Below are 25,580 nucleotides of genomic sequence, written 5' to 3'. Positions count from 1 at the left end.
ATCCTATTTAGATTCTAATTCTTTTAACAATAACTGATTGGTTTTTTGAGGGTCTATCTTTCCTTTAGATAGTTTCATCACTTCGCCCATAAACAAGCCTAAAACGCCCTTTTTGCCCTTTTGGTATTCTATAACCTTATCGGGGTATTTTGCCAGCGCCGCGCGGATAAAGCCATCGACTTCCCCGGTATCTTCACTGATTAGCAGGTTAAGCTCTTTGGCCAGTTGGTCGGCGGTTTTGCCGTTACCTTTCAGCATTTCGGGAAATAATTTCTGAGCGGCAACCGTGTTGTTTACTTTGCCCTCATCAACCAATGATATTAAACCTGCGAGGGTAACCGGCTTTATACCTATATCACCTATACCGATGTTATTATCGTTGATGTATGACCGTACCGCACCCATTACCCAGTTAGCGGCCGACTTATAGTTAGCAGTATGTTTTATCAGATCTTCAAAGTAGGCGGCAAATTCCTTATCGGCGATGATAACGCCCGCGTCGTAGTCTGACAGGCCAAGCTTTGCGGTATATTTTTCAAACAACTCGTTCGGTAACGCAGGCATTTTATTGCGGATGTCTTCCAGCTGTGCTTCGGTTATTTGAACGGGTAACAGGTCCGGCTCGGGGAAATAGCGGTAATCGTTGGCCATTTCTTTTGAGCGCAGCACCGATGTTTCGCCGGTATCCGCGTTAAAATTTAACGTATTCTGGTCGATATGCCCGCCTGCTTCAATCACCTCTACCTGGCGTTCAAACTCATGCTCGATGGCGCGCTGAACGTTACGGATAGAGTTCAGGTTTTTTACTTCGCAACGGTTGCCATATTGGTGGGTGCCTTTCAGGCGTACCGATATATTGGCATCGCATCGCATACTGCCCTCTTCCATATTACCATCGCAAATATCCAGGTAACGCAGCAAACGGCGGACCTCGGTCAGGAATTGCCCGGCCTCTTCGGCGCTGCGCAGGTCTGGTTCAGATACTATTTCAATTAGTGGTACCCCTGCCCTGTTCAGGTCTATCAGGGAGTAATGATCGTGCTGGTCGTGCGAGCTTTTGCCCGCATCATCTTCCATGTGGATGTGATGGATGGCTATTTTTTTGGACGTACCGTCGGCAAGTTTTACGGTAACCGCGCCGCCAAGGCATATAGGCTGCTGATCCTGTGTGGTTTGATAACCCTTTGGCAGATCGGCGTAAAAATAATTTTTACGGGCGAAAGTATTTTGAAGGCTGATGGTGCTATTACAGGCCAGGCCCATTTTTACAGCATACTCTACCATTTTTTTGTTGATACGCGGCAAAGTACCGGGATGGCCGAGTGAAACCGGGCTAACGTGATGATTAGGTTCGGCGCCAAATGCAGCAGAATCTGATGAGAATGCCTTACTTGAAGTGGATAATTGCGCGTGTACTTCTAACCCAACAACTAACTCGTACTTATCACTCACGCCGCTTTGTAGAACTGCCATATAGTATATTCAGCTGTAATTCAGCATTGATCAAACATGCCAAATATAGCGTTATATGTTATTTTTCACAGCTATTTTTTAAAAGCTATGTGTTTTTCTGTTGATATTAAGGCTTTGTGCAAATCTTTTTATTAAACCTTGCGTTATTGTAATGGTCTGTTAAAATAAGGCATGCATTTTGCCTGTACAGAAAACATAATAGAAAGATACCATGAAAAAAATAATCTTAGGGATGCTTGCAAGCTGCTTTATAGTTGCCGCATCTGTTAACCCATCAAAAGCCCAGGTAAGTGTTAACCTCAACGTTGGTACCTGGACACCCCCTGCCGAATATGCTGATGCTAATTATTATTACCTGCCCGATGTAAACAGCTATTACTATGTACCCACCCACCAATACATATATTTAAGCGGAAATAACTGGGTTTGGCGCAATACATTACCGCCCCGTTACAGTTATTACAATATTAATGATGGCTACAAGGTAGCGGTTTACCGCCCTAACCCATACCGTTATTACCGATATGACAGGCCGAGATATGCCCGCTACCGTGGGGTAAAGAATGTGATCATCCGCGACCATTACTACCGCCCGCGTACAAGGGTTATTAACCGCACGCACTATGTTAACAGGCCGGTTAAGGTGATAAACCGCACCAGGTACGTAAACAGGCCAACAAGGGTTATTAACCGTACCAGGTATGTTAACAGGCCGGCTAAAGTTATCCACCATACCAAATACGTTAACAGGCCAACCAGGGTTGTTAACCGCACACGGGTTGTAAACAGGCCATCGCACAGCAGGATAAGGACAGTTACCCATGTTAACCACCCATCGCATGCAAGGCCGCAGGGCCATGGTGGCGGCAACAGGGGCCACGGAAAAAAGCACTAATTATAATTTAATAACATAAAAAGACCGCTTGTAAGAGCGGTCTTTTTATGTTATTTGACGAAACAAAGTGGGTGTCAGCCTGAGCTTGAAGGGTGCGCGTTGGCATAGTCCGCCAATGGTTCGACAGGCTCGCCATGACATTTGTTTATGATATTCCAGAGTTACTGCACAAAGCTTTTCGCTTTAGCCAGCGCATTGTCAATACCGCTTATATCGCTGCCGCCGGCGGTAGCGAAAAATGGCTGACCGCCGCCCCCGCCTTTCACTTCTTTGGCCAGTTCTTTCACAATATTACCCGCGTGCAGGCCTTTTTCTTTCACCAATATCTCGTCTATCATCACAGTAATGCTCGGCTTGCCATTAATGTTGGCTGCCAGCACCAGGAACAGGTTGGGAACAATGTCTTTTAAGTTATACGCCAGGTTTTTGATGGCATCTGCATTGGGCAGCTCTACCTTTTGGGCGATGAAGTTGATGCCGTTGATATCTTCGGCCGTTTTAGCCAGCTGGTCTTTTAAGCCTGATGCTTTTAGCATTACAGCCTTCTCCAGTTCCTTTTTCATGCGGTTGTTCTCCTCGATAAGGGTTTCAACACTTTTTGACAGGTCGGCAGGGTTGCGGAGCAATTCCTTCAGGTTTTTAACCAAACGGCCCTCTTCCTGGATATAGTTAAGCGAATGATAGCTGGTGATGGCTTCGATACGGCGCACCCCGGCCGCAACAGCGCTTTCGCCGGTTATTTTAAAGAAGCCAATCTCGGCAGTGTTTTTTACGTGCGTACCACCGCAAAGCTCTTTGCTAAAGTTGTCATCAAAGGTAACCATGCGCACATAGTCGCCATATTTTTCGCCGAACAGGGCGGTAACCCCTCTCTCGATAGCTTCCGCATAACGTACACGACGCTCGTCTTTGATAGGGATACCCTCGCGAACCTTTTGGTTAACAATGCGTTCCAGGGTTTCTATCTCATCATCAGTAACCTTGCTGAAATGCGAAAAATCGAACCGCAACTGGTCGGGGTTTACCAACGAGCCTTTTTGGTTTACGTGGTCGCCCAGAGTTTCTTTAAGCGCGGCATGCAACAAGTGTGTGGCCGAGTGGTTGGCGTTGGTCATGATGCGTTTGCCCATGTCAACATATGCCATAAAACGGCTTGGCATTGGATTTGGCAAGGCCCATTCTGCAGGGCCATCCTGCGTGTAGTATGGCTGTAAGTTTGCGTAATGGATAATTAGGCCATTCTCTTTTTTGGTATCGGTTACCTCGAATGTTAACGGGCCTTTTTGCTCGTCATACCATTCGCTGGTTAAATTACCGGTATCGCCTACCTGGCCGCCACCTTCGGCGTAAAATGGCGTACGGTTAAGTACCAGTTGGTATTGCTCTTTCCCCTGCGTGGTTACTTTACGGTATTTTAAAATGTCGCACTCGGCGTATATCTCGTCATAACCTACAAACTCGGTATTGTCGCCACCGCGGAGTACTACCCAATCGCCCGCACTAACAGCTGTAGCTGCGCGGGAACGGAGTTTCTGGGTTTGAAGAGCTTGTTCGAAACCTTCCATGTCGACGGTTAGTCCATTTTCACGAGCAATAAGTTCAGTTAAGTCAATAGGGAAACCATATGTATCTGATAAATCAAAAGCGACAGAACCCAATATTCTTTGAGAGGATGGCTCCACATTCTCCATAAGCCCTTTGTCTTTTACAATAGCGATATTTTGATTAATGAGATTTAAACCTTTTTCCAAAGTTCTTAAGAAAGCCACTTCTTCTTCTTTAATCACCTTCTGCACAAAATCCTTCTGCGCATATAGTTCATCAAACACACCTTTAAATTGTTCGGCCAACAATGGCACCAATTCGTTAAAGAACGGCTCTTTAAAATCTAATGTTTGGTAGCTGTAACGCACCGCGCGGCGCAATATCCTGCGGATAACATAACCTGCCTTGTTACTTGCAGGCAGCTGCCCATCGGCAATGGCAAAGCTGATGGCACGGATATGGTCGGCCAGTACGCGCATGGCTACGGCATCGGCCCAATCGGTATCACCGGGTTTAGCAGCGCTGTTATATTTTTTACCGCTTTTCTCCGCGATGAACTGGATCATCGGCTGAAAAACATCTGTATCATAATTTGAAGATTTGCCCTGCAGCACGCGCACCAATCGCTCAAAGCCCATCCCGGTATCCACGTGCTTATTCGGCAGCGGATGCAACGAACCATCTTTGATGCGATTAAACTGCATAAATACGTTATTCCAGATCTCTATCACCTGGTCGTGGTCGGCATTTACCAATGATGCACCGCTAACCTCCGCGCGCTCATTATCCGGGCGACTATCAAAGTGGATCTCTGAACATGGGCCACAGGGACCGGTTTCGCCCATTTCCCAAAAGTTATCTTTTTTATTGCCGGGCAGGATGCGATCTTCGGGCACATACTGTTTCCACAGGTTATAGGTTTCGGTATCTTTTTCAAGTCCTTCCTTTTCGTCACCTTCAAAATAGGTTACGTAAAGGCGGGTTTTATCAAGTTTGTAAACTTCGGTCAATAGCTCCCAGCTCCAATCAATGGCTTCCTTTTTAAAGTAGTCGCCAAAGCTCCAGTTGCCCAGCATCTCGAACATGGTATGGTGATAGGTATCGATACCCACCTCTTCCAAATCGTTATGCTTGCCGCTAACACGCAGGCAGCGCTGGGTATCGGCCACGCGGGGGGCTTTTGCAGGGGCTTCGCCCAAAAACACATCCTTAAACTGGTTCATCCCCGCGTTAGTAAACATCAGGGTTGGGTCGTTTTTAACAACAATAGGTGCGCTGGGCACAATAACATGGCCTTTAGCAGCAAAAAAATCAAGAAAAGCCTGGCGTATTTCTTTAGCGGTCATAGGGTGCAAATGTAAGTATAAGTCCGAAAGACGGAAAGTCTGAAAGACCGTAAGTAAAAAAATCTTTTTTGATAGCCGCTTGGGTTGTCGCCAACTGTAGCGATGGGTATAAAAGCCATCGCTACCTGGCTATCGTATTTCGTTTTGTTGGTGCCTGATACGGCACACGCTGCTGTTTGTTTAAGAAATCCTTTTAATCTTATAAATCTGTTTAATCCCGGTTCTGAAATCCAAAATCTAAATAATACATTTGTATATGCCTTACACCGAACAAGAAAACGACGATATCACCAAAAAGTACTACTCCATGGGCGAGGTTTCGGCCATGTTTGGGGTTAAGCAGTCGCTGCTGCGTTTTTATGAGAACGAATTTGACGTATTAACGCCTAAGAAGAACAAAAAAGGCAACAGGTATTTCACCCCCGAAGACCTGGAGAATTTTAAGATCATCTTTCACCTGATACGCGAGAAAGGCTACACCATACAAGGCGCTAAAGATCATCTGAAAAACAATTTGAAGGGTACCCGCGATAGCCAGCGCGTGATAGAATCGCTCGAAAGCATGAAAAAATTCCTGCTGGAAGTGCGTGACCAATTGTAATTAGCTACAGATATTCTATTTTTATTGACCGGTAAGCCCCACCCAAACCCTCCCCGGAAGGGATGGCTTTAGATTTTGGGCTTAATTACATAAATATGATTGCCACGCACAAAGGCGAAATACCTGTTGTTGTATTGTTACTTCCATTTTTGGCGGGTATAAGCGGCGGGCTTTTCAATTTAGGCGCTAACAATACTTTCATTCTTGTCCCCCTTATTTTTTGCAGCCTGTTGTTTATCGGGCTAAACCTGGCTTATGCCCCGTTACGCTTGTTTAAAGCAAGGTGGCTTGGCGGGGCACTTTTTTACTCGATATTGTTTTTGTTAGGCTGGTTTATTATCGTACAGCATAACGAGCTTAACAAGGCCGGCCATTTTACCAAAGCACCTACCCAATACCTGGTTGCAACCATCACGTCGGAACCTAAAGTAAAAGACGATATGGTTAGGTTTACAACGGATATCAAACAAAGTATTAATAGCGGCCAAAACAAAACCACAAGCGGTACACTGCTTGTTACCATAAAAGATGAACTGGCCCGCAACCTTTACTACGGCGAGCAATTACTGATACCTGCTAAGTACACCGCTATCGACCCGCCTTTTAACCCCGGTGAATTTAACTACAAGCAATACCTGGCTAACAAGAATGTGTATTACCAGGCTTTCTTTTATCCAAAACAATATAAGGTGATGGGCTCTGAAAAGGGCAATCCGGTAATTGCTTACGCGCTGCAGCTAAGGCAAAACCTGGTTGATAAGCTAAAGGCCAACATGCACGATACTACGGCTATCGCCGTTGCCTCCACCCTGATATTAGGCTACAAGGCCGACCTGAGCAACGATGTTTTACAGGCTTATTCCAAAACCGGCACTATCCATATCCTGTCGGTTTCGGGTGGGCATGTGGCTATCCTTTACCTGCTTTTGGGCTATGCGTTGGGTTTCCTGGATGGTTACCGGCGCGTAAAGCTTATCAAAGCAATACTCATTATTAGTTTGATATGGGCTTATGCGCTGCTCACGGGCTTTTCACCGGCGGTGTGCCGGGCAGCGGTGATGATCAGCCTGGTAATTACCGGCAAAACGTATAGCAGGTATATTAATACACTTAATTTATTGGCGGCCTCGGCATTCGTATTACTGCTTTACGATCCTTTTTTGTTGACGGATGTAGGCTTCCAGCTCTCGTACCTGGCGGTGAGCGGGCTGGTTGTTTTTCAGCCTATGGTTTACAATTGGTTCAGCTTTAAAAATTGGGCGGCCGATAAGGTTTGGCTGGCGTGCTCTGTATCTATCGCCGCGCAGGTGATCACGTTTCCGTTAAGCGCGTATTATTTCCACCAGTTCCCGGTTTATTTTTTGGTGAGTAACCTGATGATCATTATTCCGATGAGTATTATTATGTACTCTGGATTGCTTCTTTTGGCGCTGCCGCAAATACCATATATATCCAACGCCCTGGGTTATGTGCTGGAGCATACCATCCTGCTGATGAATAAGGCGCTGGCTTTTATAGAGCATTCGCCGTACGCAAGCATCAGCAAAATATGGCTGAGCAAGCTTGAATATTTGCTGCTATACGCGATAATTATATTATGCTTCTATTTCCTGTATGATAAAAAGAAATGGCTGATAAAGGCTGCCCTGGCATGTGTTCTATTTTTGGGCATCAGCGTCAGCTTAAAAAAATATCATGCTGATAATACAGCATCCATAACTTTCTTAAACCTGCGAAAACACACCGGTATTGTTTTTAAAGATGGGACTAAAGGTGTTGTACTAAGCGATCTGCCGGAAACGGATAAGAATTTTAAATACTCGGTACAGCCGTGCCTTGACAGCAGCCGGATACGTGATTATAAAGTTTACCCGCTAAATAAAAATATACAACTACCATATCTGTTGAAACAAGGCAACCTTATTCAATTCAAAAATAAAAAGCTGCTGCTGTTAAACGATACACCTCCAATACAGTCTATCCCCAGGCAATTAGCCATCGATTATTTATTTGTAAGTAATAATGCTTTTATTGATACGGCCTATGTTAAAAATAAAACACTTATTATTGGTGCCGGCAACTCCGATAGCTACATAGCTGTTTTTAAGCAAAACGCCGTGGGAATACTTGTTACCTATAAAGTATTAAAACGTAACAAATCGTTCAGTATAGCATCTAAAACGTACAAATAATTAAAAAATATATTAAAATATTTGCACACCAGTTAATTACACACTAAATTGTATTATTAAATTAAAACTATGAAAATCAAATTATTTACTGTTGCCATGGGCATAGCCTTAACCGCAACAGCTATTAGCGCCAGCGCACAAAAAGCTTATAAAGAAGGGCTTGTAACCATTAGTACCTCGATGCAAGGGCAGCCTGTTGAGGCTAAAAACTATTTCAGGGCTGATTCTTCAAAGCTGGAATTCTCTGCCGGACCTGCAAATATTGGCATCTTAACTGATGCTAAAGGCAGTTATATGGCTATTTTAGTGGATGTTGCCGTTGCTTCAATTAAAAAAGCAGCTATCGCATCACCGGCCGAGGTTGAAGAAGCGATGTCGAAATTACCTGTATTAACCTTTACACCAGGTACCGAAACCAAGGTAATCAATGGTTTTAATTGTAAAAAAGTGGTAGCTAAAGATACCAAAACCGGCAAAACGTATGATATATGGGTAACTAACGATGTTAGCCTACCTTCTACCGGGCTGGCAAAATATTATGCCAATGCGGGTGGCTTTCCTATTCAATATACCAGTTTCCAGGACGGTAGGACTACCGAGGTAACAGTTAAAAGTATTGTTGAGCAAAAAGTGCCAGCCGGTACGTTTGGTATAGCATCTGATTTCGAAAAGATCACGATGGATGACCTGAAAGCATTAGGCGGCGGCGGTAACTAAGGCGTTTATTGTCTGAACCTGAATTTTTGGAATTAAAGGATTTGCAGAATCGCAGGATGAATGATATCGTTCTGATGATTCAGTAAATTCTTTAATTCCGGTTCAGACATTTAATTCTGTAGATAAGCTTTTCACCCAATCTTTATACAGCCGGGTTTCCATATCAACCGCTTTTTGCGCGTGGCTTTCCCAATCGGGCGAGAATTTTTGCAGCTGGTTTATCATTTCTTCCAGGTGCCCTTCTTCTTCCAGTATAATTGACTTTACGTTTACCTTACTGCCAACCGCGTCAAGCGCATCCTGGTAAATGGGATATAATTCATCGGCGCGTACCTCAATGGCATAGGTTACCAGCAGGTAGGCTGCAAAACGCAGTTCGGCACCCGTTAAATGCAGTTCCTTTTTCAGGTAACGGCATACATCAATATCCAGTTGGTTCAAGTAATATTTACTAAACGCCGGGGCTATCAGGTATTCGGCTGAGTAGGTCGGCAGTTCTTTACCTGTTTTTTCGATCTGCTTTTTCAGGTAGAAAGCATGCCTGTGCTCTTCAGCAGCATGTTTTAAAATGATATAGGTAACTGTTGCAGGGTCTTCGCTGGCCGAGATCTTGCGCGCGCCGGTGTTCTCCATCAGCGACAGCGTGTTTAGCCAGCATGCGTGCAGCTGGTTATCGGCAATTATTTTTGGCAGTATAGTGTTTAGTTCCATGTTATATGTCATCAAGGGCTTGGCCGATGGTGTTGTAAATGTAGTCGAGTTCGTTATCAGTTATGCAATATGGGGGTAAAATGTAAATAACGTTACCCAATGGCCGCAATATTATACCAGCATTTAAAAAGTACTGGTACAGTTTATCGCGCAAACCGCTAAAGTACGATGTATTGTCGCCAGTTTCCCACTCCAATGCCAGTATGGTACCCGTTTGGCGGGTTGTTTTTATTGATCTATGACCTTTTACCTTTTCTGCAAAGGCAGCATGTTTAGCTACTATCCGGTCGATATTCTGTTGTGTCGACTGCTCCAAAAAAAGGTCCAAACTTGCCAGTGCAGCCGCGCAGGCAACAGGGTTGGCGGTGTAAGAATGCCCGTGGAACAGGGTCTTCATCTTATCATCCGACAGGAAAGCGTCATAGATCTCCTGTGTGCAAGTGGTTAGCCCAAAGGCCATGGTGCCGCCTGTTAACCCTTTAGAAAAGCACATGATATCGGGCTGTGTTTGCACATGGTCGCTGGCGAAAGGCTTACCTGTGCGCCCGAAACCCGTAAAAACTTCATCGGCTATCAGCATTACGCCTTCCTTGCGGCAATGCGCCATTAACTCGTCAAGATATTTAGCTTCGTACATAATCATCCCTGCTGAGCCCTGTACAAGCGGTTCAAAGATGAAAGAAGAGACGTGAGGTTTTAGATGTGAGATGTGAGATTTTAATGCTTCAATATTGTTGCCATTCGGCAAGTCGATAAACTCTACCTCAAAAAGCAAGCTATCAAAAGCCGCCGTAAAAGCGCTGCGCCCGCTTACCGACATAGCGCCGAAGGTGTCGCCATGATAAGCGTTTTTAAAGGCCACTATTTTCGTGCGCTGCTCGCCTTTGTTGTGCCAGTACTGGAGGCACATTTTTATAGCCACTTCTACCGCGGTAGAGCCGTTATCAGAATAAAAGGCTTTTTTTTGGTTGAATGGCAGTATAGCCAGCAGGCGCTCGGCCAGTTCAACAGCGCCGGGGTGCGTAAAGCCCGCGAAAATAACATGCTCCAACTGCAACAGTTGCTCGGCTATTTTTTTGGCGATATAGGGATGCGAGTGCCCGTGGATATTTACCCACCAGGAGGATATGGCATCGATGTATTTTGTACCGTCTTCGGCGTATAAGCAAGTGCCCTCGCCCCTAACAATAGGTATCGGCGGCAGGGCGGTTTTCATTTGCGTGTAAGGGTGCCATATTACCTGCAGGTCGCGTTCTGCTAAATTCATATCGTTTTTAATAACAGGTTAGCAACATATTGGTCGGCCGGGAAAGTAAACTCATCCTCCTTTAACTCGCTAAGGCTCACCCAACGGAAGGACTGTAGTGTATCCCCCTCGCCATCAAAATCAAACAAAGCGGTTTTGGTAGTAAACCGGATGTCGGACACTGCCCTCACCAAATAATATATACTGATGATCTGCGAATCGTTAAAGGCCGATTTCACAAAAAAATCAGTGGTGTAAAAATGACTGATAACTTCAACCTCCGTGTTGCATTCCTCTATAAACTCGCGTTTAAGGCCTTCTATCAATCCCTCGCCATATTCTAAACCGCCACCCGGAAATTTGGTAAAATCTATACCGTATTCTCTTTCGTCGCTTATCAGCACCTGGTTATCGGTATTAATAAGCACCCCATAAACACGTACATTAAAAAACTTTTTACTCATAATGTTTTTTGTTGCGCATTACTTTATCCATCGTCCAGGGGATGTCCTCCGTTTTAGCCTCGCTCCTGATAGGGCAATTGGGCATGCTGCAATAGTGGCAGCAATACGGCAGGCATGGGTCGGTATGGATAAAAAATTCGGTAGTGATACCTGCATTATTATTCACCAGTTTATCTACCAGCTTCACTTCTTCGTGTACCCGGTTAAGGTCAAAGTAATTAGGCAGGGTAAGGTGGCAGTCTATATGCAGTTCGTTCCCGTATTTTTGGGCGCGCAGGTTATGGATATCTATCCATTCGTCGCGGCGCTGCTCGCCTAAAACTTTTACCACGTTGCTCACAGTAATAAAGTCGGTTTCGTCCATTAACCCGGCAACCGACCGGCGGATAAGCTTGTAGCCTGTGTACAAAATGTACAGGCCAACCAATATGGACAGGCTGCTATCCAGCCACGAAATTTTAGTGAAATATATAAGCAGTAAACCAATAACCAACCCGCCGCTGGTAACCATATCTGTAAGCAGGTGCCTTCCATCCGCCTCAATAGTGATAGACGGCAGGGATTTACCCTTTTTGATCATGTAAAAGCCCAGTAAGCCGTTTACTGCGCCGGTAATGCCTATTATAACAGCTCCCAGCAGCAGGTCGTGGATCACTTCGGGGTAGAAAATACTGTAGGTTGATTTAATAATGATGATAAGCCCTGCTATCCCAATCAGCGACCCCTCAATAAACACCGAAAAGTATTCCACCTTACCATGCCCGTAGGGATGGTTCTCATCGCGTGGCTGCGATGCCAGGTAAATGCTGAAGAACGCGAACGAACTTGCCACCACGTTTACAATGCTTTCGGCAGCATCGGTTAATACAAAGTTGGAGTTGGTTAAAAAGTAAGCGCCGAATTTCATTACCATCAGCACGGCACCGGTAATGAGCGATATCAGAATTATCCTTTTTTGTTCTTTCAAAACCAACTTTTTAGAGAGGCCAAACTTACGGAAAATTTTGCCCCGGCATTTTCAGATAGGAAAATTATTATTGTAAAATTCATAATTTAAGGCATGCTTTTTAACGAATTTTTACAAATAACAGCATAACCATCAGCAAACTAATTTTCTATATTTGCCGCAATAACACATATAATATGAGCGCATTAAGTAACAGGATAAATAACCTGTCAGAATCCCAAACTATTAAAATGGCAAAAATGGGCCGCGAACTGGCCGCCAAAGGCGTTGATGTAATTAGCCTGAGCTTTGGTGAGCCCGATTTTCATACGCCCGAACATATAAAGGAAGCCGCTAAAACGGCTATGGATAAAAACTTTACCTACTACACACCGGTGGCCGGCTACCCCGACCTGCGCAAAGCTGTTGTTAGTAAGTTAAAAACCGAAAATAACCTTGATTATACTGATAGCCAGATAGTGGTTTCTACCGGCGCTAAACAGGCCATTGCCAACGCTGTGTTATGTTTGGTTAACCCCGGCGAAGAGGTTATTATCCCTACGCCCTACTGGGTTTCCTATTCGGAAGTGGTTAAACTGGCCGAAGGCGTAAGCGTGTTTATTGATACCACCGTTGAAAGTAATTTTAAAATAACTGCCGAACAACTGGAAGCGGCCATTACCCCAAAAACCAAGCTGTTCATGTTCTCGTCGCCATGCAATCCTACAGGCAGCGTTTACAGCAAACAGGAGTTGGAAAGCCTGGCTAAAGTATTTGAAAAATACCCTGAGATCTACATCCTGAGCGATGAGATCTACGAGCACATCAATTTTATTGGCGGGCACGAGTCTATCGCCCAGTTCGACAGTATTAAGGACCGTGTGGTGATCATCAACGGCTGGTCGAAGGCATTTGCCATGACCGGCTGGAGGATAGGTTACACGGCATCAAACAGCGAGATAGCGGCCGCTTGCGATAAAATGCAGGGCCAGATCACATCAGGCACCTGCTCTATCACCCAAAAAGCGGGTGTTGCAGCCTATACCGGTGGATTAGAAAGCGTTCATCAAATGCGCGGACAGTTCCAGAAACGCCGCGACCTTGTTTACGGCCTGTTGAAAGATATCCCCGGCATTACTGTAAACCTGCCCGATGGCGCGTTCTACTTTTTCCCTAATGTAACCTCGTTCTTCGGGAAAAGCTTTAACGGCAAAACCATTAACGATGCTGATGAACTAAGTATTTTCCTGCTGGAAGAAGCGCACGTTGCGACTGTTGGCGGCGATTCGTTCGGCGATAAAAAATCTATCCGCATTTCTTATGCCGCTGCCGAAGATAAACTGGTTGAGGCTGTGCGCAGGATAAAAACAGCGTTAGCTAAATTAGTCTGAACCCGAATTGAGCGAATTTTTAGAAATAATAGAATGATTATTCTGCCAATTCTTAAATTCAACAAATTCGAGTTCAGACCATTAAAAAAAGCCCCCCGTCATCTCGACGAGGGGCTTTTCAGTTAAGTAAAGTTCCGGCTATAAATTACAACCCGAAACCGTAAGCTATACGTAAACCAACTGTACCATAGTTATAGCTCTGGCCAGAGAAGTTTTCGTAACGCGCACCAATATCCCATGACTGGTTAGCCCAACCTATACCGGGTGATGCTATTAATTTGGTTTGCTTGGTTGAAGTTACTTCGATACCTGCACCAACTTCTGCACCTAAATAGATGTTTTGTGATACAAATGCTTTAAGACCTGCCTTAATTGGAACTACACCTAAGTTGGTATAATTTACACCTGTAGTAGGTACTTCTCTACCAAAAAAGTTATAGTAACCGGATGTTAAGGTTAAAGCAACGGCATCAGATACACCATATTGTAAACGTGCGGTACCACCTAAGCCAAAATTCGACCTGTCGTGTAAGTTACCGGTTGGTGCCAAACCTTCAATACCAATACCAAAGCGTAAAGCGCTTTTTGGTGTAGATTGTGCGTTAGCAACGTTAGTACCTAAAAATATAGCTGCGGCTGCAAAGCCTGCTGCTACTAATTTTGTCATTCTTTTCATTGTCGTGTTTTTAGTAATACAATTATTAATTGTGATACACCGCTATAATCAAATACTCTGCCACATTCCTGATGGTTGTAATTAAATGATTGTTTAATGACGGTGCAAAAAAGGGCTTTTACACGTAGTTCAGTAGCTTATTGCCTGATAATCAATCCATTTTTGACTTTTGGCATCAAAAGGTCAAAAAGTGTTAAATAACGTTTTTTAACACTTTAATAAAGAAATAAATGTGTCGCAATTTTACGAAAAGTGTAGCTTTTACAGGTTTCAGGACTATTATTTACAACATAAACAGGGCTGTTGTGCCAATGTGATTATTTAGGGCACGTTTATTTTAAACAATAAAGCCTCCCGATTTTATTGGGAGGCTTTATAAATTATACTTCCGGATCGGGCTTGTATGTTTTTTCCAATTCGGCAAGCTTATGCTTACCGTATGCATACTTAGTAATGATGTAGTAAAGTACAGGCACAATAAATATAGCCAGCGATGTTGCTGCAAGCATACCGCCAAATACCGTCCAGCCGATGGTTTGCCTTGCTTTGGCACCCGCGCCCGATGCTATTACCAATGGTAAAACACCAAGTATAAAGGCCATCGATGTCATAATGATAGGCCTTAACCGCAGCCGTACGGCTTCCAGAGTGGCTTTTTCCAGGTTCATGCCCCGGTCTACCCGCTCCTTCGCAAACTCTACAATCAGGATGGCGTTCTTGGCCGCCAAACCAATGAGCGTTATTAAGCCTATCTGCGCGTAAACATTATTGGTTAAGCCTGGTTTAAACGATAAGAATAAAATAGCCCCAAAAGCGCCAAGGGGTACAGCCAATAATACCGAAAACGGTACCGACCAGCTCTCGTATAAAGCGGCCAGGAACAAAAACACAAAGCCAATTGATAAGGCAAATATGTAAACCGTTTTAGAGCCCGATAATAATTCCTCGCGGCTTAATCCCGAAAATTCGTAACCATAACCCTGCGGTAAATTTTCGGCTGCTACTTCTCTTAGGGCGGCAATAGCGTCGCCGCTGCTGTAACCATCCTTGGTGCTGCCGTTAATCTCTGCCGAGCGGAACAGGTTATAATGCGATATCAATGGCGCGTTCTCAATAAGTTTATAACTGGTAAGCGTACTTAAGGGTACCATAGCGCCTGCTTCGTTACGTACAAAGTACTGCCCGATGTTCTGGATATTGGTACGGTAGTTTGTATCGGCCTGTGCCACTACCCTAAAGTTACGCCCGTAAACCGTAAAATCGTTTATGTAGGCGCTACCCATGTAGGTTTGCAGCGCGTTATTTACGTCGGATATCTTCACACCCAGTTTTTTGGCCTTCTCCCTGTCGATAGTTAACTGATAAGCCGGTGTATGGGCGGTAAAGAATGAGAACGCTTTTGCAATTTCGGGGCGCTTGTTAACGGCGGCCACAAAATTTTGCAAAACCTTTTCAAAATTCTTGATATCGCCGCCTGCTTCCTTTTCCTGTAATATAAAAGAGAAACCGCCTGTGTTACCCAAACCCGGTATGGCCGGCGGCGAGATCACCACCACGCTGGCTTCCTTAAATTTGGCCAGTTTTTTTTGCAGGGTGGCTATAACGCCCTCTAACTGGTCTTCCTTGCTTTCGCGTTTATCCCAGGGTTTTAATTGTATAAATATGGTGGCGCTGTTTGATTTTGTTGCAAAGTTAACCGCGTTTAACCCACCCAGCGCTGCGTAATGGTTTACGGCAGGTACGCTTTTCAGCACATCCATCATCTCGTGCAAAACCGCTACTGTACGCTCGGTTGATGAGCCTTCGGGCAGATCATAAGTAACATAAACACGGCCTTCATCCTCCAGCGGGATAAAACCCGAGGGCTTGCCCTTAAATAAAAGCACGGTGCCTACTACTATACAAACCAGTATAATAACCATAAATTTTGAATGCTTGATGCCTTTATCAACAGAGTTGCGGTAGCAGCCTGTTATACGTTCGAACCATTGGTTGAATATAAAGAAGAACCTGTTCAGGCCTTTTGATCTTTCATCTATTTTATGCGGGCGTAACAATATGGTACATAATGCCGGTGTTAGCGATAATGCCACAAATGCCGATATCAGTACCGATATGGCAATAGTGATAGCAAATTGCTGGTACAAACGCCCAACTATGCCAGGTACAAAACCAACCGGTACAAACACCGCGGCCAAAATTAAGGCTATGGCGATAACCGGCGCGGATATATCGCGCATGGCATGCTCGGTAGCCTCTTTTGGCGACATGCCTTTCTCGTCCATATAATGCTGTACGGCCTCTACCACCACAATGGCATCATCCACTACTATACCAATAGCCAGCACAAAACCAAACAGCGTAAGCGTGTTAATGGTAAAATGCAGCGGGATAAAGAAAATGAATGTACCTATAATAGATACCGGGATAGCCAGCACAGGTATTAGCGTTGTACGCCAGTTTTGCAGGAATAAAAACACCACCACAATTACCAGCACCAGTGCAATTACCAGTGTTTCGATAACTTCGTGCAGGGATACTTTTACCACGGTAACCGATTCGAATGGTACAACGAAATCAATATCCTTGGGGAACGTTTTTTTCAGCTGGTTCATGGTAGCTGTAACGTTATCGGCAGTTTCGATAGCGTTACTTCCCGGCGCCTGGTATATCAACAGGTACGAAGCCCTTTTACCATCAACAAACGAGTTACCTGCATAGTTAAACTTGCCCAGTTCTATACGTGCAACATCTTTTAAATGCACCACCGCGCCGTTATTGGGCTGTGTTTTAACCACAATATTTTCAAATTCCGATTTATCGGTAAGGCGGCCTTTTACCAATACCGTGTACTCAAATGTTTGCCCCTTCATTTGCGGGGTAGCGCCTACGGTACCGGCAGCAACCTGCGCGTTTTGTTCCTGCAGGGCGGCGGTAATATCGGCGGCCGTCATGTTCAAGGCTGCCAGCTTATCCGGCTTAAGCCAGATGCGCATACTAAAATCATCGGCGCGGGTAAACACGTCGCCCACACCTTTTGTACGCAGCAAGGCGTCCTTTATAAATACGTTGGTGTAGTTGTCAACAAATGTTACATCATGCGATCCGTTTGGCGAAAACATAGCCACCAGCATTAATATACTGGGGTTACGCTTACGTACTATCATACCCAAACGCTGTACCTCCTGCGGCAGGGTTGGCAGGGCTATTCCTACACGGTTCTGCACATCAAGTGCGGCATTATTGATATCGGTTCCCACCTCAAAGTTAACGGTCATACTCATCTGACCGTTGCTGGTGCTGTTGCTTTGCAAATAGGTCATGCCGGGGGTACCGTTTACCTGCACCTCTACCGGGGTAGCCACGGTTTGCTCAACCGTTAAGGCATCTGCGCCGGTATAATTACCGGTTACCTGTACGGTGGGCGGTGTAATTTCGGGGTATTGGCCAATAGGCAGGCTTGTTATGGCCAGGATGCCAACTATCAATATCACCAGTGATATAACTATAGCGGTTACCGGGCGGCGTATAAAAGTATCTGCGATCATTCTTTATATCTTTTGCTTAAAATTATCGGGGCATCACCCCCATTAGTAGCTTATTGAAACCTATCCCGGTATTATTTAGCCGGGGCAGCTCCTGCAGCAGCCGCAGGCGGGCCAAGCGTTATTTTGCCGCCATCGCGTAAGCGCTGGAAACCTTCGGTTATTACCTTTTCGCCGGGTTTAACACCATCCATTACTATAACATTACTTTGAATGCGCTGGCCTATAACTACCTTACGCTGCTCGGCAATGGTATCTTTGGCTATAAACACAAAAAATTCGCCCATTTGCTCGGTTACGGCTTTATAAGGGATCTGTACGCGATTGCCCGAGTTATCGTTAAGCACCTGTAAAACGCAGCTCATGCCGTCCTTCAGCTCGTCCTGGGCATTAGGGAACTGTACCCTTACTTTGATGGTACCTGTCTGGTCGCTTACGCCGCGGTCTATGGCAAATATCTTCCCATTCTTATTAAACGCGGTACCATCGGGCAGCAGCAGTTTAAAAGTGGTATCGCTGCTTGTTTTTTGCAGCTTGTAAAAGCGGCTTATGTCCTGCTCGTTAATAACTACATCAACACCAATTGGGTTACCGGTTGATATGGTATTTAATAAAGTAGTACCCGGCGATACCTGCGCCCCCAGTTTAACCTGCGATATACCTATGCGGCCCGTGAATGGTGCACGAATGGTAGCGTACGACAGATCGGTAGCTGCCGACTCTACCCCTGCCTGTGCAACAGCTACCTGGCTTTGGCTGGTTTGGAAATTGGCGGTGGCCTGGTCAACAGTCTGGCGGGCCACGGCATCGTTTTTCAACAACATGTTATAGCGGTCAATATCCTTCTGGGCTTTGCTTAAGTTAGCTTTCGCGCTAAGCAGGTTTGCTTTGGCTTGCTCGTATGCTGCCACATATTTACGGCGGTCAATTTCGTACAGCGGTGCGCCTTTGGTAACCACATCGCCTTCTTTAAAATATATGCCGGTTATAAAACCGCCAACCTGGCTGCGCAGCTCAACAGAATTTAAGGCAACCACCGTGCCCTGGTATTTATCATAATACAAGGCGTCGGATTTTTTTGCTTCGATAACATTTACCGGTGTTGGCGGCAATGCGGCGCTTTGCTTGGGCGCATTATTACCGCATGATGAAGCTGTTAATAAAGCCAATGCGGCAATGCAGCAGGCGTATGTGTTTTTCATTATTATAAGTTGTCGTGTTTTCAATGTTGATAAAGTTTTCACCGGCAAACCGGCGGTAATATTTATTATTCGGGTTGTAAAATACCCATTGCCCTTTGCAGGTCGATTTTGCTCGATAGCAGCTGGAACAGGGCGTTATAGTAATTTAACTCAGCAGTGCGCAGGTCGGCCTGCGATACAATAACATCCAGGTAAGTTTTTATACCCTCGCGGTATTGCAGGTTAACCACTTTGTAAACATCTTTTGCCAGTGCAACGTTCTCGTTTAGTGTTTGCCAGTTAAAATAATTGCTTTTGTAATTGGCCAGGGCCTGGGTGTATTCGGTGTTGATAGCGTTGCGGCTGTTTATCAGGTCGAGATCTGTACGCTCTACCTGCAAACGCGCTTTAGCTAAATTTTGCAAACGCTTGCCACCCGTAAAAATCGGGATCGATAATGACAGGCCCGCGAACGATGTTGGGTACGAGTTATTATATAGCTTAGAAAAACTATCGTTAAAATAGGCCAGGCTATAGCCGCCAACCGCCGATAGCGAAGGAAGGAAACTCCATTTATAATACGATACATTTAAATTAAGCAGGTTTTTTTGGGTTTGCAATAACCGGTACTCAACCCGGTTGGCGTAATTTAAAACCTGGTTGGTATCAATAACCGCTTCGCCCTGTAAACGGGTAGAATCGTACGATAGCGCTAATGACCTGCCCGGATCGAGGCCCATTACCTGTTTTAAATATGCCGATTTGCTTTTTATAGCCTCCTGTATCTGCTTTTGCGATGCCAGCGAATTATTTAACGCGATGGTTGCCTGTTTGTAATCTGTTTTATCAACAACCCCGGCCTGGTAGCGCGAGTAGGCGTCTTTTAAGCTGCGGCGCAGCCTTACAATATCTTCCTTAATAATATCAAGCTGGCGCTGGGATAACAAAACATCGTAAAATGCCTTGCTCACGTCAGATACCACATCTATTTTGCTGCCTTCGGTGTTCTGTTTATAGTACTGCCTGGAATACTTAGATGCGCGCGATGCCTGCAATACATCATTATTATAAATAACCTGGCTTGCCTGTACCCCTAATGTAGATACATTGTGCGCAACGGCTAAATTTTGCTGCGAACCACCCGCGCCGCCTGTTGATGTACCCGCTGCAATCTGTGATGGCCTTTGAAAATAATGCTGGTACTGGCCGGTAGTGCCAATTTGCGGCAACCAGTTTGATAAACTTATTTTAATATCGCGTTCGTTTATCTGCTCGTCAATATTGGCTTGCTTTACCTGTGGCTGGTTTTTAAGGGCAAAATCAATGCTTTGCTGCAAGGTAACGGTAACGGTTGTATCGGCAGTTGTTTGGGCCAATAGTGTAAACGGCAAAAAAAGTAATATATTAGATACGAATAAGCGGCGTATTTTTTTCATAAGGGGACTTAAATGCAACATAAAAATGAAAAATAAGGGTAAAGGTTCGCTTATTTTTCTGTGTTATCAACAGGGAGCACGAATATGACGTTATTCTATTTCAATAAAAAATCGACAACAAAAATTTTACCTAATAAGGAGATTTGAATGATAATTGGCACGATTTTTCAACTTTTTCAAACAAAATGTAAAATAGTGGTAGTGATTAAATAAAAAATTTAATTAATTTGCCTGATGTAAGTATGTTAACATACTATTAAGGTAGTGTGTAAAAAATTTACATTCTCCATGCAAGTTATAAGCTTATTCATGGTATTTTTACAAAAAATTTAAGAAGTGTTTATAAATGGTTAAAAAATTACACGAGAAGATTGCTCAGTTCCAGGATGCAAATATGATCAGGGCACAGGGACTGTATCCTTTTTTCAGGCCGATAGAGTCTGGTCAGGATACCGAAGTAATGATCAATGGCAAGCGTGTTTTAATGTTTGGTTCTAACTCCTACCTGGGGCTTACAAACCATCCAAAAATAAAAGAAGCTACAAAAAAAGCGATTGATAAATATGGATCTGGCTGCGCCGGTTCAAGATTTTTGAACGGCACGCTCGATATCCACATCGAATTAGAGAACCGCCTGGCACAATACGTTGGTAAAGAAGCCGCCGTATTATTCAGCACCGGTTTCCAGGTTAACCTTGGCGTTCTGTCATGCATTACCGGCCGCAATGATTACCTGATACTTGACGAATACGACCACGCATCTATTATTGATGGTACGCGTTTATCCTTCTCAAAAGTTATTAAGTATGCCCACAACGATATGGCCGACCTTGAGCGCAAGCTAAGCATGCTGCCCGAGGAAGCCGTGAAGGTTATTGTTGTTGACGGGATATTTAGCATGGAAGGCGATATTGTTAAACTGCCTGCTATTGTTGAGCTTGCCGATAAATATGGCGTAAACATCATGGTTGACGATGCGCACAGCTTGGGGGTGATTGGCCATAACGGTTCGGGTACCGCATCGCACTTTGGTTTAACCGACCAGGTTGACCTTATTATGAGCACTTTTAGTAAATCATTAGCATCGCTTGGTGGTTTTATTGCCAGCGATCATGATACTATTGATTATATAAAACACCGTGCGCGTTCGTTAATGTTCAGCGCCAGCATGACCCCCGGATCTGTAGCCAGCGTTATTGCCGCCCTCGATATCATCGAAGCCGAGCCGGAGCGCATCCAGAAACTTTGGGACAACACCAATTACGCCGTTAAATTATTAACCGAAGAAGGTTTCGATATCGGCGCGTCAGAAAGCCCTATACTGCCTATATATATACGCGATAACGCAAAAACTTTCCAGGTAACCAATTACCTGCAAAACGCGGGCGTGTTTGTTAACCCGGTTGTATCGCCGGCCGTTCCGTCAGATTCATCGCTGCTAAGGTTCTCGTTAATGGCAACCCACACATTTGCACAGATAGACGAAGCTGTAGAAAAACTGATACAGGCGTTTAAACATGTAGGCGTAACCAATAGTACTATTAAAGAAAACATATAACCTCTTTAAATATACCGGCGCCACGCCTGCATGGCACCGGTATTAACTTAACATCCCAAATGAAAAAAATTGTACCGGTACAGTCAAAAAAAGAACTCGCGGCTTTTATTGACTTCCCGCATGACCTGTATAAGAACGACCCCTACTACGTACCCGAATTATTTATAGCCCAAAAGGACCTGCTAACCACGCACCCTTTCCATAAACACTCGTCGCTGCAAACCTTTTTAGCTTATGATGGCGATAAAATTGTGGGGCGGATAGCAGCCATTTACAATACCAACCATAACAAGTTTAACAATGTTAATGATGGTTTTTTTGGTTTTTTTGAAGTTATTAACGACCAGGAAACCGCTAACCTGCTATTAGATACCGCTATTAAATGGGTTAAAGAAAAGGGCGCGCAAAACGTTATTGGCCCGGTAAACCCATCAACCAACGAAACCTGCGGGTTACTGATAAAAGGGTTCGACAGATCGCCCGTGGTGATGATGACCTACAACCCCGAGTATTACGTTACCCTGCTGGAGAACGCCGGATTTAAAAAACAAACCGACCTGCTGGCCTGGTACTGGGATGGTGCAAACTACAACGATAAATCGTTACAGATGCTGGATAGGCTGCAGGAGCGTTTAACCCGCAACAGCAACATCAGCATACGTAAAATAAACTTAAAAAAGTTTAAGCAGGAGGCCGATGCCCTGCGCGAAGTGTATAACACCGCATGGGATAAAAACCTTGGCTTTTTCCCGATGACCAACGAGGAATTTGACTATACAGCTAAAGACCTTAAACTGATACTCGACCCGGATTTTTGCCTGGTTGCCGAAAAAGAAGGCAAAATAGTTGGCTTTGGCGTTGCCATACCCGATATTAACCAGGTGCTAAAAACTATAAAACGCGGCCGCCTGCTCCCTACAGGTATTTTTAAGCTGCTGTTAAATAAAAGCAAAGTAAGCGGCATACGTATTATGCTGCTGGGTGTAATTGATGGTTACCGTAAAATGGGTATCGAGGCATGCCTGTACGGTAGTATTATTAAAGAGTACAGGCGCAAAGGCCTTAAATACGCCGAAGCATCGTGGACACTTGAAAAAAACGACATGGTAAACCGTGCTATTGAAGCCATAGGCGGCGACCAGTACAAAACTTACAGGATATACGAAAAGCCTATATAATACTGCCAATATTCATCTGCCTGTAAACTTTATAGAATTATAAATTTTCGACCAAAAATTATATTCTATTTGTTCCGCAATTAAAACCGGTGTCCCCGCTGCTTTAATTGCTATACTAAAATAGTACAGCGTTTATTCGCTACTATAATACAAACAGTAAACTAACAGCTATTGCAGCCTTTAAACCGGCTTTAATAGCTGCATTATCCTTAAAAAACAAATACAAGTAATGAAAATTAACATTAAACCTGCTGAAGGTAAGCTTGGTATATTAATACCGGGTTTAGGCGCAGTAGCTACAACATTAATTGCCGGCGTTGAGGCCGTAAAAAAAGGCATATCACAACCCATAGGTTCGTTAACCCAAATGGGCAGCATCCGTTTAGGCAAACGTACCGAAGCACGTCATCCAAAAATTAAAGATTTTGTACCCCTGGCAAACCTTAACGATGTAGTTTTTGGTGGCTGGGATGTATACTCTGATAACGTTTACCAGGCAGCCGTAAACGCTAAAGTACTTGAGCGCGACCTGTTAGATGCCGTAAAAGACGGTTTAGAAGCCATTGTGCCGATGAAAGCCGCTTTCGATAAAAATTACGCGAAAAACCTTGACGGTACACACGTTAAAACGGGTACCCGTTACGAACTTGCGCAGCAGGTTATGGAAGACATCAAAAACTTTCAGAAAGATAACGGCCTTAACCGTGTGGTATTGGTATGGTGCGGTTCAACCGAGGTTTACTTCGAAGGATCGGAAATTCACCAAACCCTTGCCGCATTTGAGCAAGCTTTAAAAGACGATGATAAACGCATCGCCCCAAGCATGATCTATGCTTACGCGGCTTTAAAACTTGGTGTACCATTCGCAAACGGTGCGCCTAACCTAACCGTTGACATCCCTGCTATGATAGAGCTTGCCAGGTTAACGCAAACCCCTATTGCAGGTAAAGATTTTAAAACCGGCCAAACTTTAATGAAAACTGTACTGGCACCAGGCCTTGCAGCACGTTCGTTAGGTGTACACGGATGGTTTTCTACAAACATTTTGGGTAACCGCGATGGTTTGGTACTGGACGATCCGGACAACTTTAAAACTAAAGAGGTATCAAAATTGGGTGTGTTAGAAGATATTTTGCGCCCTGAGGATAATCCTGAGCTTTACGGCGATATCTTCCACAAGATCCGTATCAACTACTACCCTCCGCATGGCGATAACAAAGAGAGCTGGGATAACATCGACATTTTTGGCTGGTTAGGCTACAAAATGCAGATCAAGATCAACTTCCTTTGCCGCGACTCTATCCTTGCAGCGCCTATCGCTTTAGACTTAGCTTTGTTTTGCGATATGGCTAAACGCGCTAACATGAGCGGTATACAGGAGTGGTTATCATTCTACCTTAAATCGCCGCAAACCGCGCCGGGCTTACATGCCGAAAATGATATATTTAAACAATTGATCAAATTGGAAAATACCTTACGTTACCTGATGGGCGAAGACCTGATAACACATCTGGGACTTGACTATTACGACGATATGTTTGCTGGTCAGTAATATATAATATACTGCATAAAAAACTGGTTATTGCTTACGGGCGGTAACCAGTTTTTTTATTTACGGGGTTTAAGTTAAATAACGATATTGCTACCCTTTAAATAATTAGTCTTCAGAATTAAATGTTTAAAAAACTTATAACAATATTGATTTTAATTTTATCAATCTTGAGTTGTGCCGTAAAGAATAAGAGAGGTACAACTTCAGAACATTCTGCAAAGAGCATTTATAATGAAAGAGATACTGACCTGATAAATAATTTAAATGAGTTAAGATATGATTCTGTAAAGGTGTTCTCATTTAATTGTCAAAAGATAGATTGGGTTCTTGACGTTGGTTTTAAATTGGATACTTCAACGCTTTACTACGGGTCGAAGGGAGGCGTGTGCGCAAAATTTGGCAAACTACTAACACGATCAGACAAAGAAGAATTGATGATGGTATTCAAAAACTCATATAATGATGTATATCCGGAAGATCCGGTCGGCCCGTATATCCCTACACTCGGTTTTGCCTTTTTTAATAAAGGAATGGTTTGTGCTCATATCGAAATAAGCCTAATAGGTGACAAAGCAAATATTGAGATTTTTAGAGAAAATGAATTTCCATTCACGTATAGTTACATCATATTGGGTCACAAGATGCGGGATTTTTTTACCCACAGATTTCTTAGTTACGATTTGAAGTGTTGCAATTAATTCTATCATTACCCACAAAAACTGGCTATTGCTTTACAGAGGGGTAACCAGTTTTTTTATTTACCACTTTTTAGGTTTAAAATACCGATATTCGCGACCGAAACGTAAACCTCCCCCCGAGGGCATTTTTGTTTTTAGTTAAACTAATAGTAGTATTTTTTACGTAGATGGAAACAAACTGTTTTTTTAACCGTCTACTAACCGATATTGGAATTTGGTTAAACTAAGA

The 25,580-nt window shown here is 44.1% G+C and carries 18 protein-coding genes; 8 read left to right on the top strand and 10 right to left on the bottom strand.

Features of this window, described 5'->3' with window-relative positions:
* Nucleotides 1-3: 3 nt before the first annotated feature.
* Entirely contained in the window at nucleotides 4-1,473 is a 1,470-nt protein-coding gene (gene gatB / locus EWM62_RS00910; RefSeq protein ID WP_129874761.1) for an Asp-tRNA(Asn)/Glu-tRNA(Gln) amidotransferase subunit GatB, read from the bottom strand.
* A 211-nt stretch (nucleotides 1,474-1,684) separates the two neighbouring features.
* Here gatB and EWM62_RS00905 point away from each other — a divergent pair, with 211 nt between their 5' ends.
* Nucleotides 1,685-2,368 carry a hypothetical protein gene (locus tag EWM62_RS00905; RefSeq protein ID WP_129874760.1) on the top strand — a complete coding sequence of 228 codons (684 nt, stop codon included), beginning with the start codon at nucleotides 1,685-1,687 and terminating at the stop codon, nucleotides 2,366-2,368.
* A 161-nt stretch (nucleotides 2,369-2,529) separates the two neighbouring features.
* Here EWM62_RS00905 and alaS read toward each other — a convergent pair whose 3' ends face one another.
* Nucleotides 2,530-5,259, bottom strand: a complete 2,730-nt coding sequence (gene alaS, locus EWM62_RS00900) for an alanine--tRNA ligase (RefSeq protein WP_129874759.1) — start codon at nucleotides 5,257-5,259, stop codon at nucleotides 2,530-2,532.
* A gap of 256 nt (nucleotides 5,260-5,515) precedes the next feature.
* On the opposite strand from alaS, the gene EWM62_RS00895 reads away from it, so the two are divergent.
* The 3 genes from EWM62_RS00895 (at nucleotide 5,516) to EWM62_RS00885 (ending at nucleotide 8,769) form a co-directional block, all read left to right on the top strand.
* The gene (locus EWM62_RS00895; protein ID WP_129874758.1) at nucleotides 5,516-5,860 is read left to right on the top strand and encodes a MerR family transcriptional regulator; all 345 of its coding nucleotides are present in this window, start codon (nucleotides 5,516-5,518) and stop codon (nucleotides 5,858-5,860) included.
* Nucleotides 5,861-5,922: 62 nt separating this feature from the next.
* Nucleotides 5,923-8,052: a ComEC/Rec2 family competence protein gene (locus EWM62_RS00890; protein ID WP_129874757.1), complete on the top strand. Its 2,130-nt coding sequence runs from the start codon at nucleotides 5,923-5,925 to the stop codon at nucleotides 8,050-8,052.
* A gap of 69 nt (nucleotides 8,053-8,121) precedes the next feature.
* Nucleotides 8,122-8,769, top strand: a complete 648-nt coding sequence (locus EWM62_RS00885) for a DUF4412 domain-containing protein (RefSeq protein WP_129874756.1) — start codon at nucleotides 8,122-8,124, stop codon at nucleotides 8,767-8,769.
* Nucleotides 8,770-8,871: 102 nt separating this feature from the next.
* On the opposite strand, the gene EWM62_RS00880 is transcribed toward EWM62_RS00885, so the two are convergent.
* The 4 genes from EWM62_RS00880 to EWM62_RS00865 are packed head-to-tail and all read right to left on the bottom strand — an operon-like array spanning nucleotide 8,872 to nucleotide 12,157.
* Nucleotides 8,872-9,480 carry a hypothetical protein gene (locus EWM62_RS00880; protein WP_129874755.1) on the bottom strand — a complete coding sequence of 203 codons (609 nt, stop codon included), beginning with the start codon at nucleotides 9,478-9,480 and terminating at the stop codon, nucleotides 8,872-8,874.
* A 1-nt stretch (nucleotide 9,481) separates the two neighbouring features.
* Nucleotides 9,482-10,747 carry an adenosylmethionine--8-amino-7-oxononanoate transaminase gene (gene bioA / locus EWM62_RS00875; RefSeq protein ID WP_129874754.1) on the bottom strand — a complete coding sequence of 422 codons (1,266 nt, stop codon included), beginning with the start codon at nucleotides 10,745-10,747 and terminating at the stop codon, nucleotides 9,482-9,484.
* The gene (locus tag EWM62_RS00870) at nucleotides 10,744-11,190 is read right to left on the bottom strand and encodes an NUDIX domain-containing protein (RefSeq protein WP_129874753.1); all 447 of its coding nucleotides are present in this window, start codon (nucleotides 11,188-11,190) and stop codon (nucleotides 10,744-10,746) included. Before EWM62_RS00870 ends, bioA begins: the two co-directional genes overlap by 4 nt.
* Entirely contained in the window at nucleotides 11,183-12,157 is a 975-nt protein-coding gene (locus EWM62_RS00865; RefSeq protein WP_129874752.1) for a cation diffusion facilitator family transporter, read from the bottom strand. Before EWM62_RS00865 ends, EWM62_RS00870 begins: the two co-directional genes overlap by 8 nt.
* A gap of 176 nt (nucleotides 12,158-12,333) precedes the next feature.
* Between EWM62_RS00865 and EWM62_RS00860 the strand changes: the two genes are divergently transcribed.
* Nucleotides 12,334-13,527 (top strand): pyridoxal phosphate-dependent aminotransferase, encoded by a 1,194-nt coding sequence (locus EWM62_RS00860; protein WP_203234952.1) that lies wholly within the window; start codon nucleotides 12,334-12,336, stop codon nucleotides 13,525-13,527.
* A gap of 145 nt (nucleotides 13,528-13,672) precedes the next feature.
* On the opposite strand, the gene EWM62_RS00855 is transcribed toward EWM62_RS00860, so the two are convergent.
* The 4 genes from EWM62_RS00855 to EWM62_RS00840 all read right to left on the bottom strand — a co-directional run bounded on the left by EWM62_RS00855 (nucleotide 13,673) and on the right by EWM62_RS00840 (nucleotide 20,365).
* The gene (locus EWM62_RS00855) at nucleotides 13,673-14,203 is read right to left on the bottom strand and encodes a hypothetical protein (RefSeq protein ID WP_129874751.1); all 531 of its coding nucleotides are present in this window, start codon (nucleotides 14,201-14,203) and stop codon (nucleotides 13,673-13,675) included.
* 380 nt (nucleotides 14,204-14,583) lie between these two features.
* On the bottom strand, nucleotides 14,584-17,751 hold the full coding sequence (locus EWM62_RS00850; protein WP_129874750.1) for an efflux RND transporter permease subunit: 3,168 nt from the start codon (nucleotides 17,749-17,751) through the stop codon (nucleotides 14,584-14,586).
* 71 nt (nucleotides 17,752-17,822) lie between these two features.
* Complete coding sequence (locus EWM62_RS00845; RefSeq protein WP_129874749.1) at nucleotides 17,823-18,950, bottom strand: efflux RND transporter periplasmic adaptor subunit; 1,128 nt, start codon at nucleotides 18,948-18,950, stop codon at nucleotides 17,823-17,825.
* A gap of 65 nt (nucleotides 18,951-19,015) precedes the next feature.
* Nucleotides 19,016-20,365, bottom strand: coding sequence for a TolC family protein (locus EWM62_RS00840; protein WP_129874748.1), 1,350 nt, complete (start codon nucleotides 20,363-20,365; stop codon nucleotides 19,016-19,018).
* A gap of 346 nt (nucleotides 20,366-20,711) precedes the next feature.
* On the opposite strand from EWM62_RS00840, the gene spt reads away from it, so the two are divergent.
* The 3 genes from spt to EWM62_RS00825 all read left to right on the top strand — a co-directional run bounded on the left by spt (nucleotide 20,712) and on the right by EWM62_RS00825 (nucleotide 24,653).
* A complete protein-coding gene (spt, locus tag EWM62_RS00835) occupies nucleotides 20,712-21,923 on the top strand; it encodes a serine palmitoyltransferase (protein WP_129874747.1) in 1,212 nt (403 codons plus the stop codon).
* 59 nt (nucleotides 21,924-21,982) lie between these two features.
* Nucleotides 21,983-23,101 carry a hypothetical protein gene (locus EWM62_RS00830; RefSeq protein ID WP_129874746.1) on the top strand — a complete coding sequence of 373 codons (1,119 nt, stop codon included), beginning with the start codon at nucleotides 21,983-21,985 and terminating at the stop codon, nucleotides 23,099-23,101.
* Nucleotides 23,102-23,330: 229 nt separating this feature from the next.
* Nucleotides 23,331-24,653 (top strand): inositol-3-phosphate synthase, encoded by a 1,323-nt coding sequence (locus EWM62_RS00825; RefSeq protein WP_129874745.1) that lies wholly within the window; start codon nucleotides 23,331-23,333, stop codon nucleotides 24,651-24,653.
* Nucleotides 24,654-25,580: the final 927 nt, after the last annotated feature.

Source organism: Mucilaginibacter terrigena (assembly GCF_004168255.1).
Classification (GTDB): domain Bacteria; phylum Bacteroidota; class Bacteroidia; order Sphingobacteriales; family Sphingobacteriaceae; genus Mucilaginibacter; species Mucilaginibacter terrigena.
Note: the sequence above shows the minus strand (reverse complement) of the source record. Positions and strands in the feature narration are given on the sequence as shown.

Bases quoted from the DNA above. Each gene is read 5' to 3' on its own strand.
- EWM62_RS00855 (WP_129874751.1), bottom strand. From the start codon at position 14,203: ATGAAAAGAATGACAAAATTAGTAGCAGCAGGCTTTGCAGCCGCAGCT.
- EWM62_RS00880 (WP_129874755.1), bottom strand. From the start codon at position 9,480: ATGGAACTAAACACTATACTGCCAAAAATAATTGCCGATAACCAGCTG.
- alaS (WP_129874759.1), bottom strand. From the start codon at position 5,259: ATGACCGCTAAAGAAATACGCCAGGCTTTTCTTGATTTTTTTGCTGCT.
- EWM62_RS00895 (WP_129874758.1), top strand. From the start codon at position 5,516: ATGCCTTACACCGAACAAGAAAACGACGATATCACCAAAAAGTACTAC.
- EWM62_RS00860 (WP_203234952.1), top strand. From the start codon at position 12,334: ATGAGCGCATTAAGTAACAGGATAAATAACCTGTCAGAATCCCAAACT.
- EWM62_RS00870 (WP_129874753.1), bottom strand. From the start codon at position 11,190: ATGAGTAAAAAGTTTTTTAATGTACGTGTTTATGGGGTGCTTATTAAT.
- bioA (WP_129874754.1), bottom strand. From the start codon at position 10,747: ATGAATTTAGCAGAACGCGACCTGCAGGTAATATGGCACCCTTACACG.
- EWM62_RS00830 (WP_129874746.1), top strand. From the start codon at position 21,983: ATGAAAAAAATTGTACCGGTACAGTCAAAAAAAGAACTCGCGGCTTTT.
- EWM62_RS00825 (WP_129874745.1), top strand. From the start codon at position 23,331: ATGAAAATTAACATTAAACCTGCTGAAGGTAAGCTTGGTATATTAATA.
- EWM62_RS00905 (WP_129874760.1), top strand. From the start codon at position 1,685: ATGAAAAAAATAATCTTAGGGATGCTTGCAAGCTGCTTTATAGTTGCC.
- EWM62_RS00850 (WP_129874750.1), bottom strand. From the start codon at position 17,751: ATGATCGCAGATACTTTTATACGCCGCCCGGTAACCGCTATAGTTATA.
- EWM62_RS00885 (WP_129874756.1), top strand. From the start codon at position 8,122: ATGAAAATCAAATTATTTACTGTTGCCATGGGCATAGCCTTAACCGCA.
- EWM62_RS00840 (WP_129874748.1), bottom strand. From the start codon at position 20,365: ATGAAAAAAATACGCCGCTTATTCGTATCTAATATATTACTTTTTTTG.
- spt (WP_129874747.1), top strand. From the start codon at position 20,712: ATGGTTAAAAAATTACACGAGAAGATTGCTCAGTTCCAGGATGCAAAT.
- EWM62_RS00845 (WP_129874749.1), bottom strand. From the start codon at position 18,950: ATGAAAAACACATACGCCTGCTGCATTGCCGCATTGGCTTTATTAACA.
- gatB (WP_129874761.1), bottom strand. From the start codon at position 1,473: ATGGCAGTTCTACAAAGCGGCGTGAGTGATAAGTACGAGTTAGTTGTT.
- EWM62_RS00890 (WP_129874757.1), top strand. From the start codon at position 5,923: ATGGCTTTAGATTTTGGGCTTAATTACATAAATATGATTGCCACGCAC.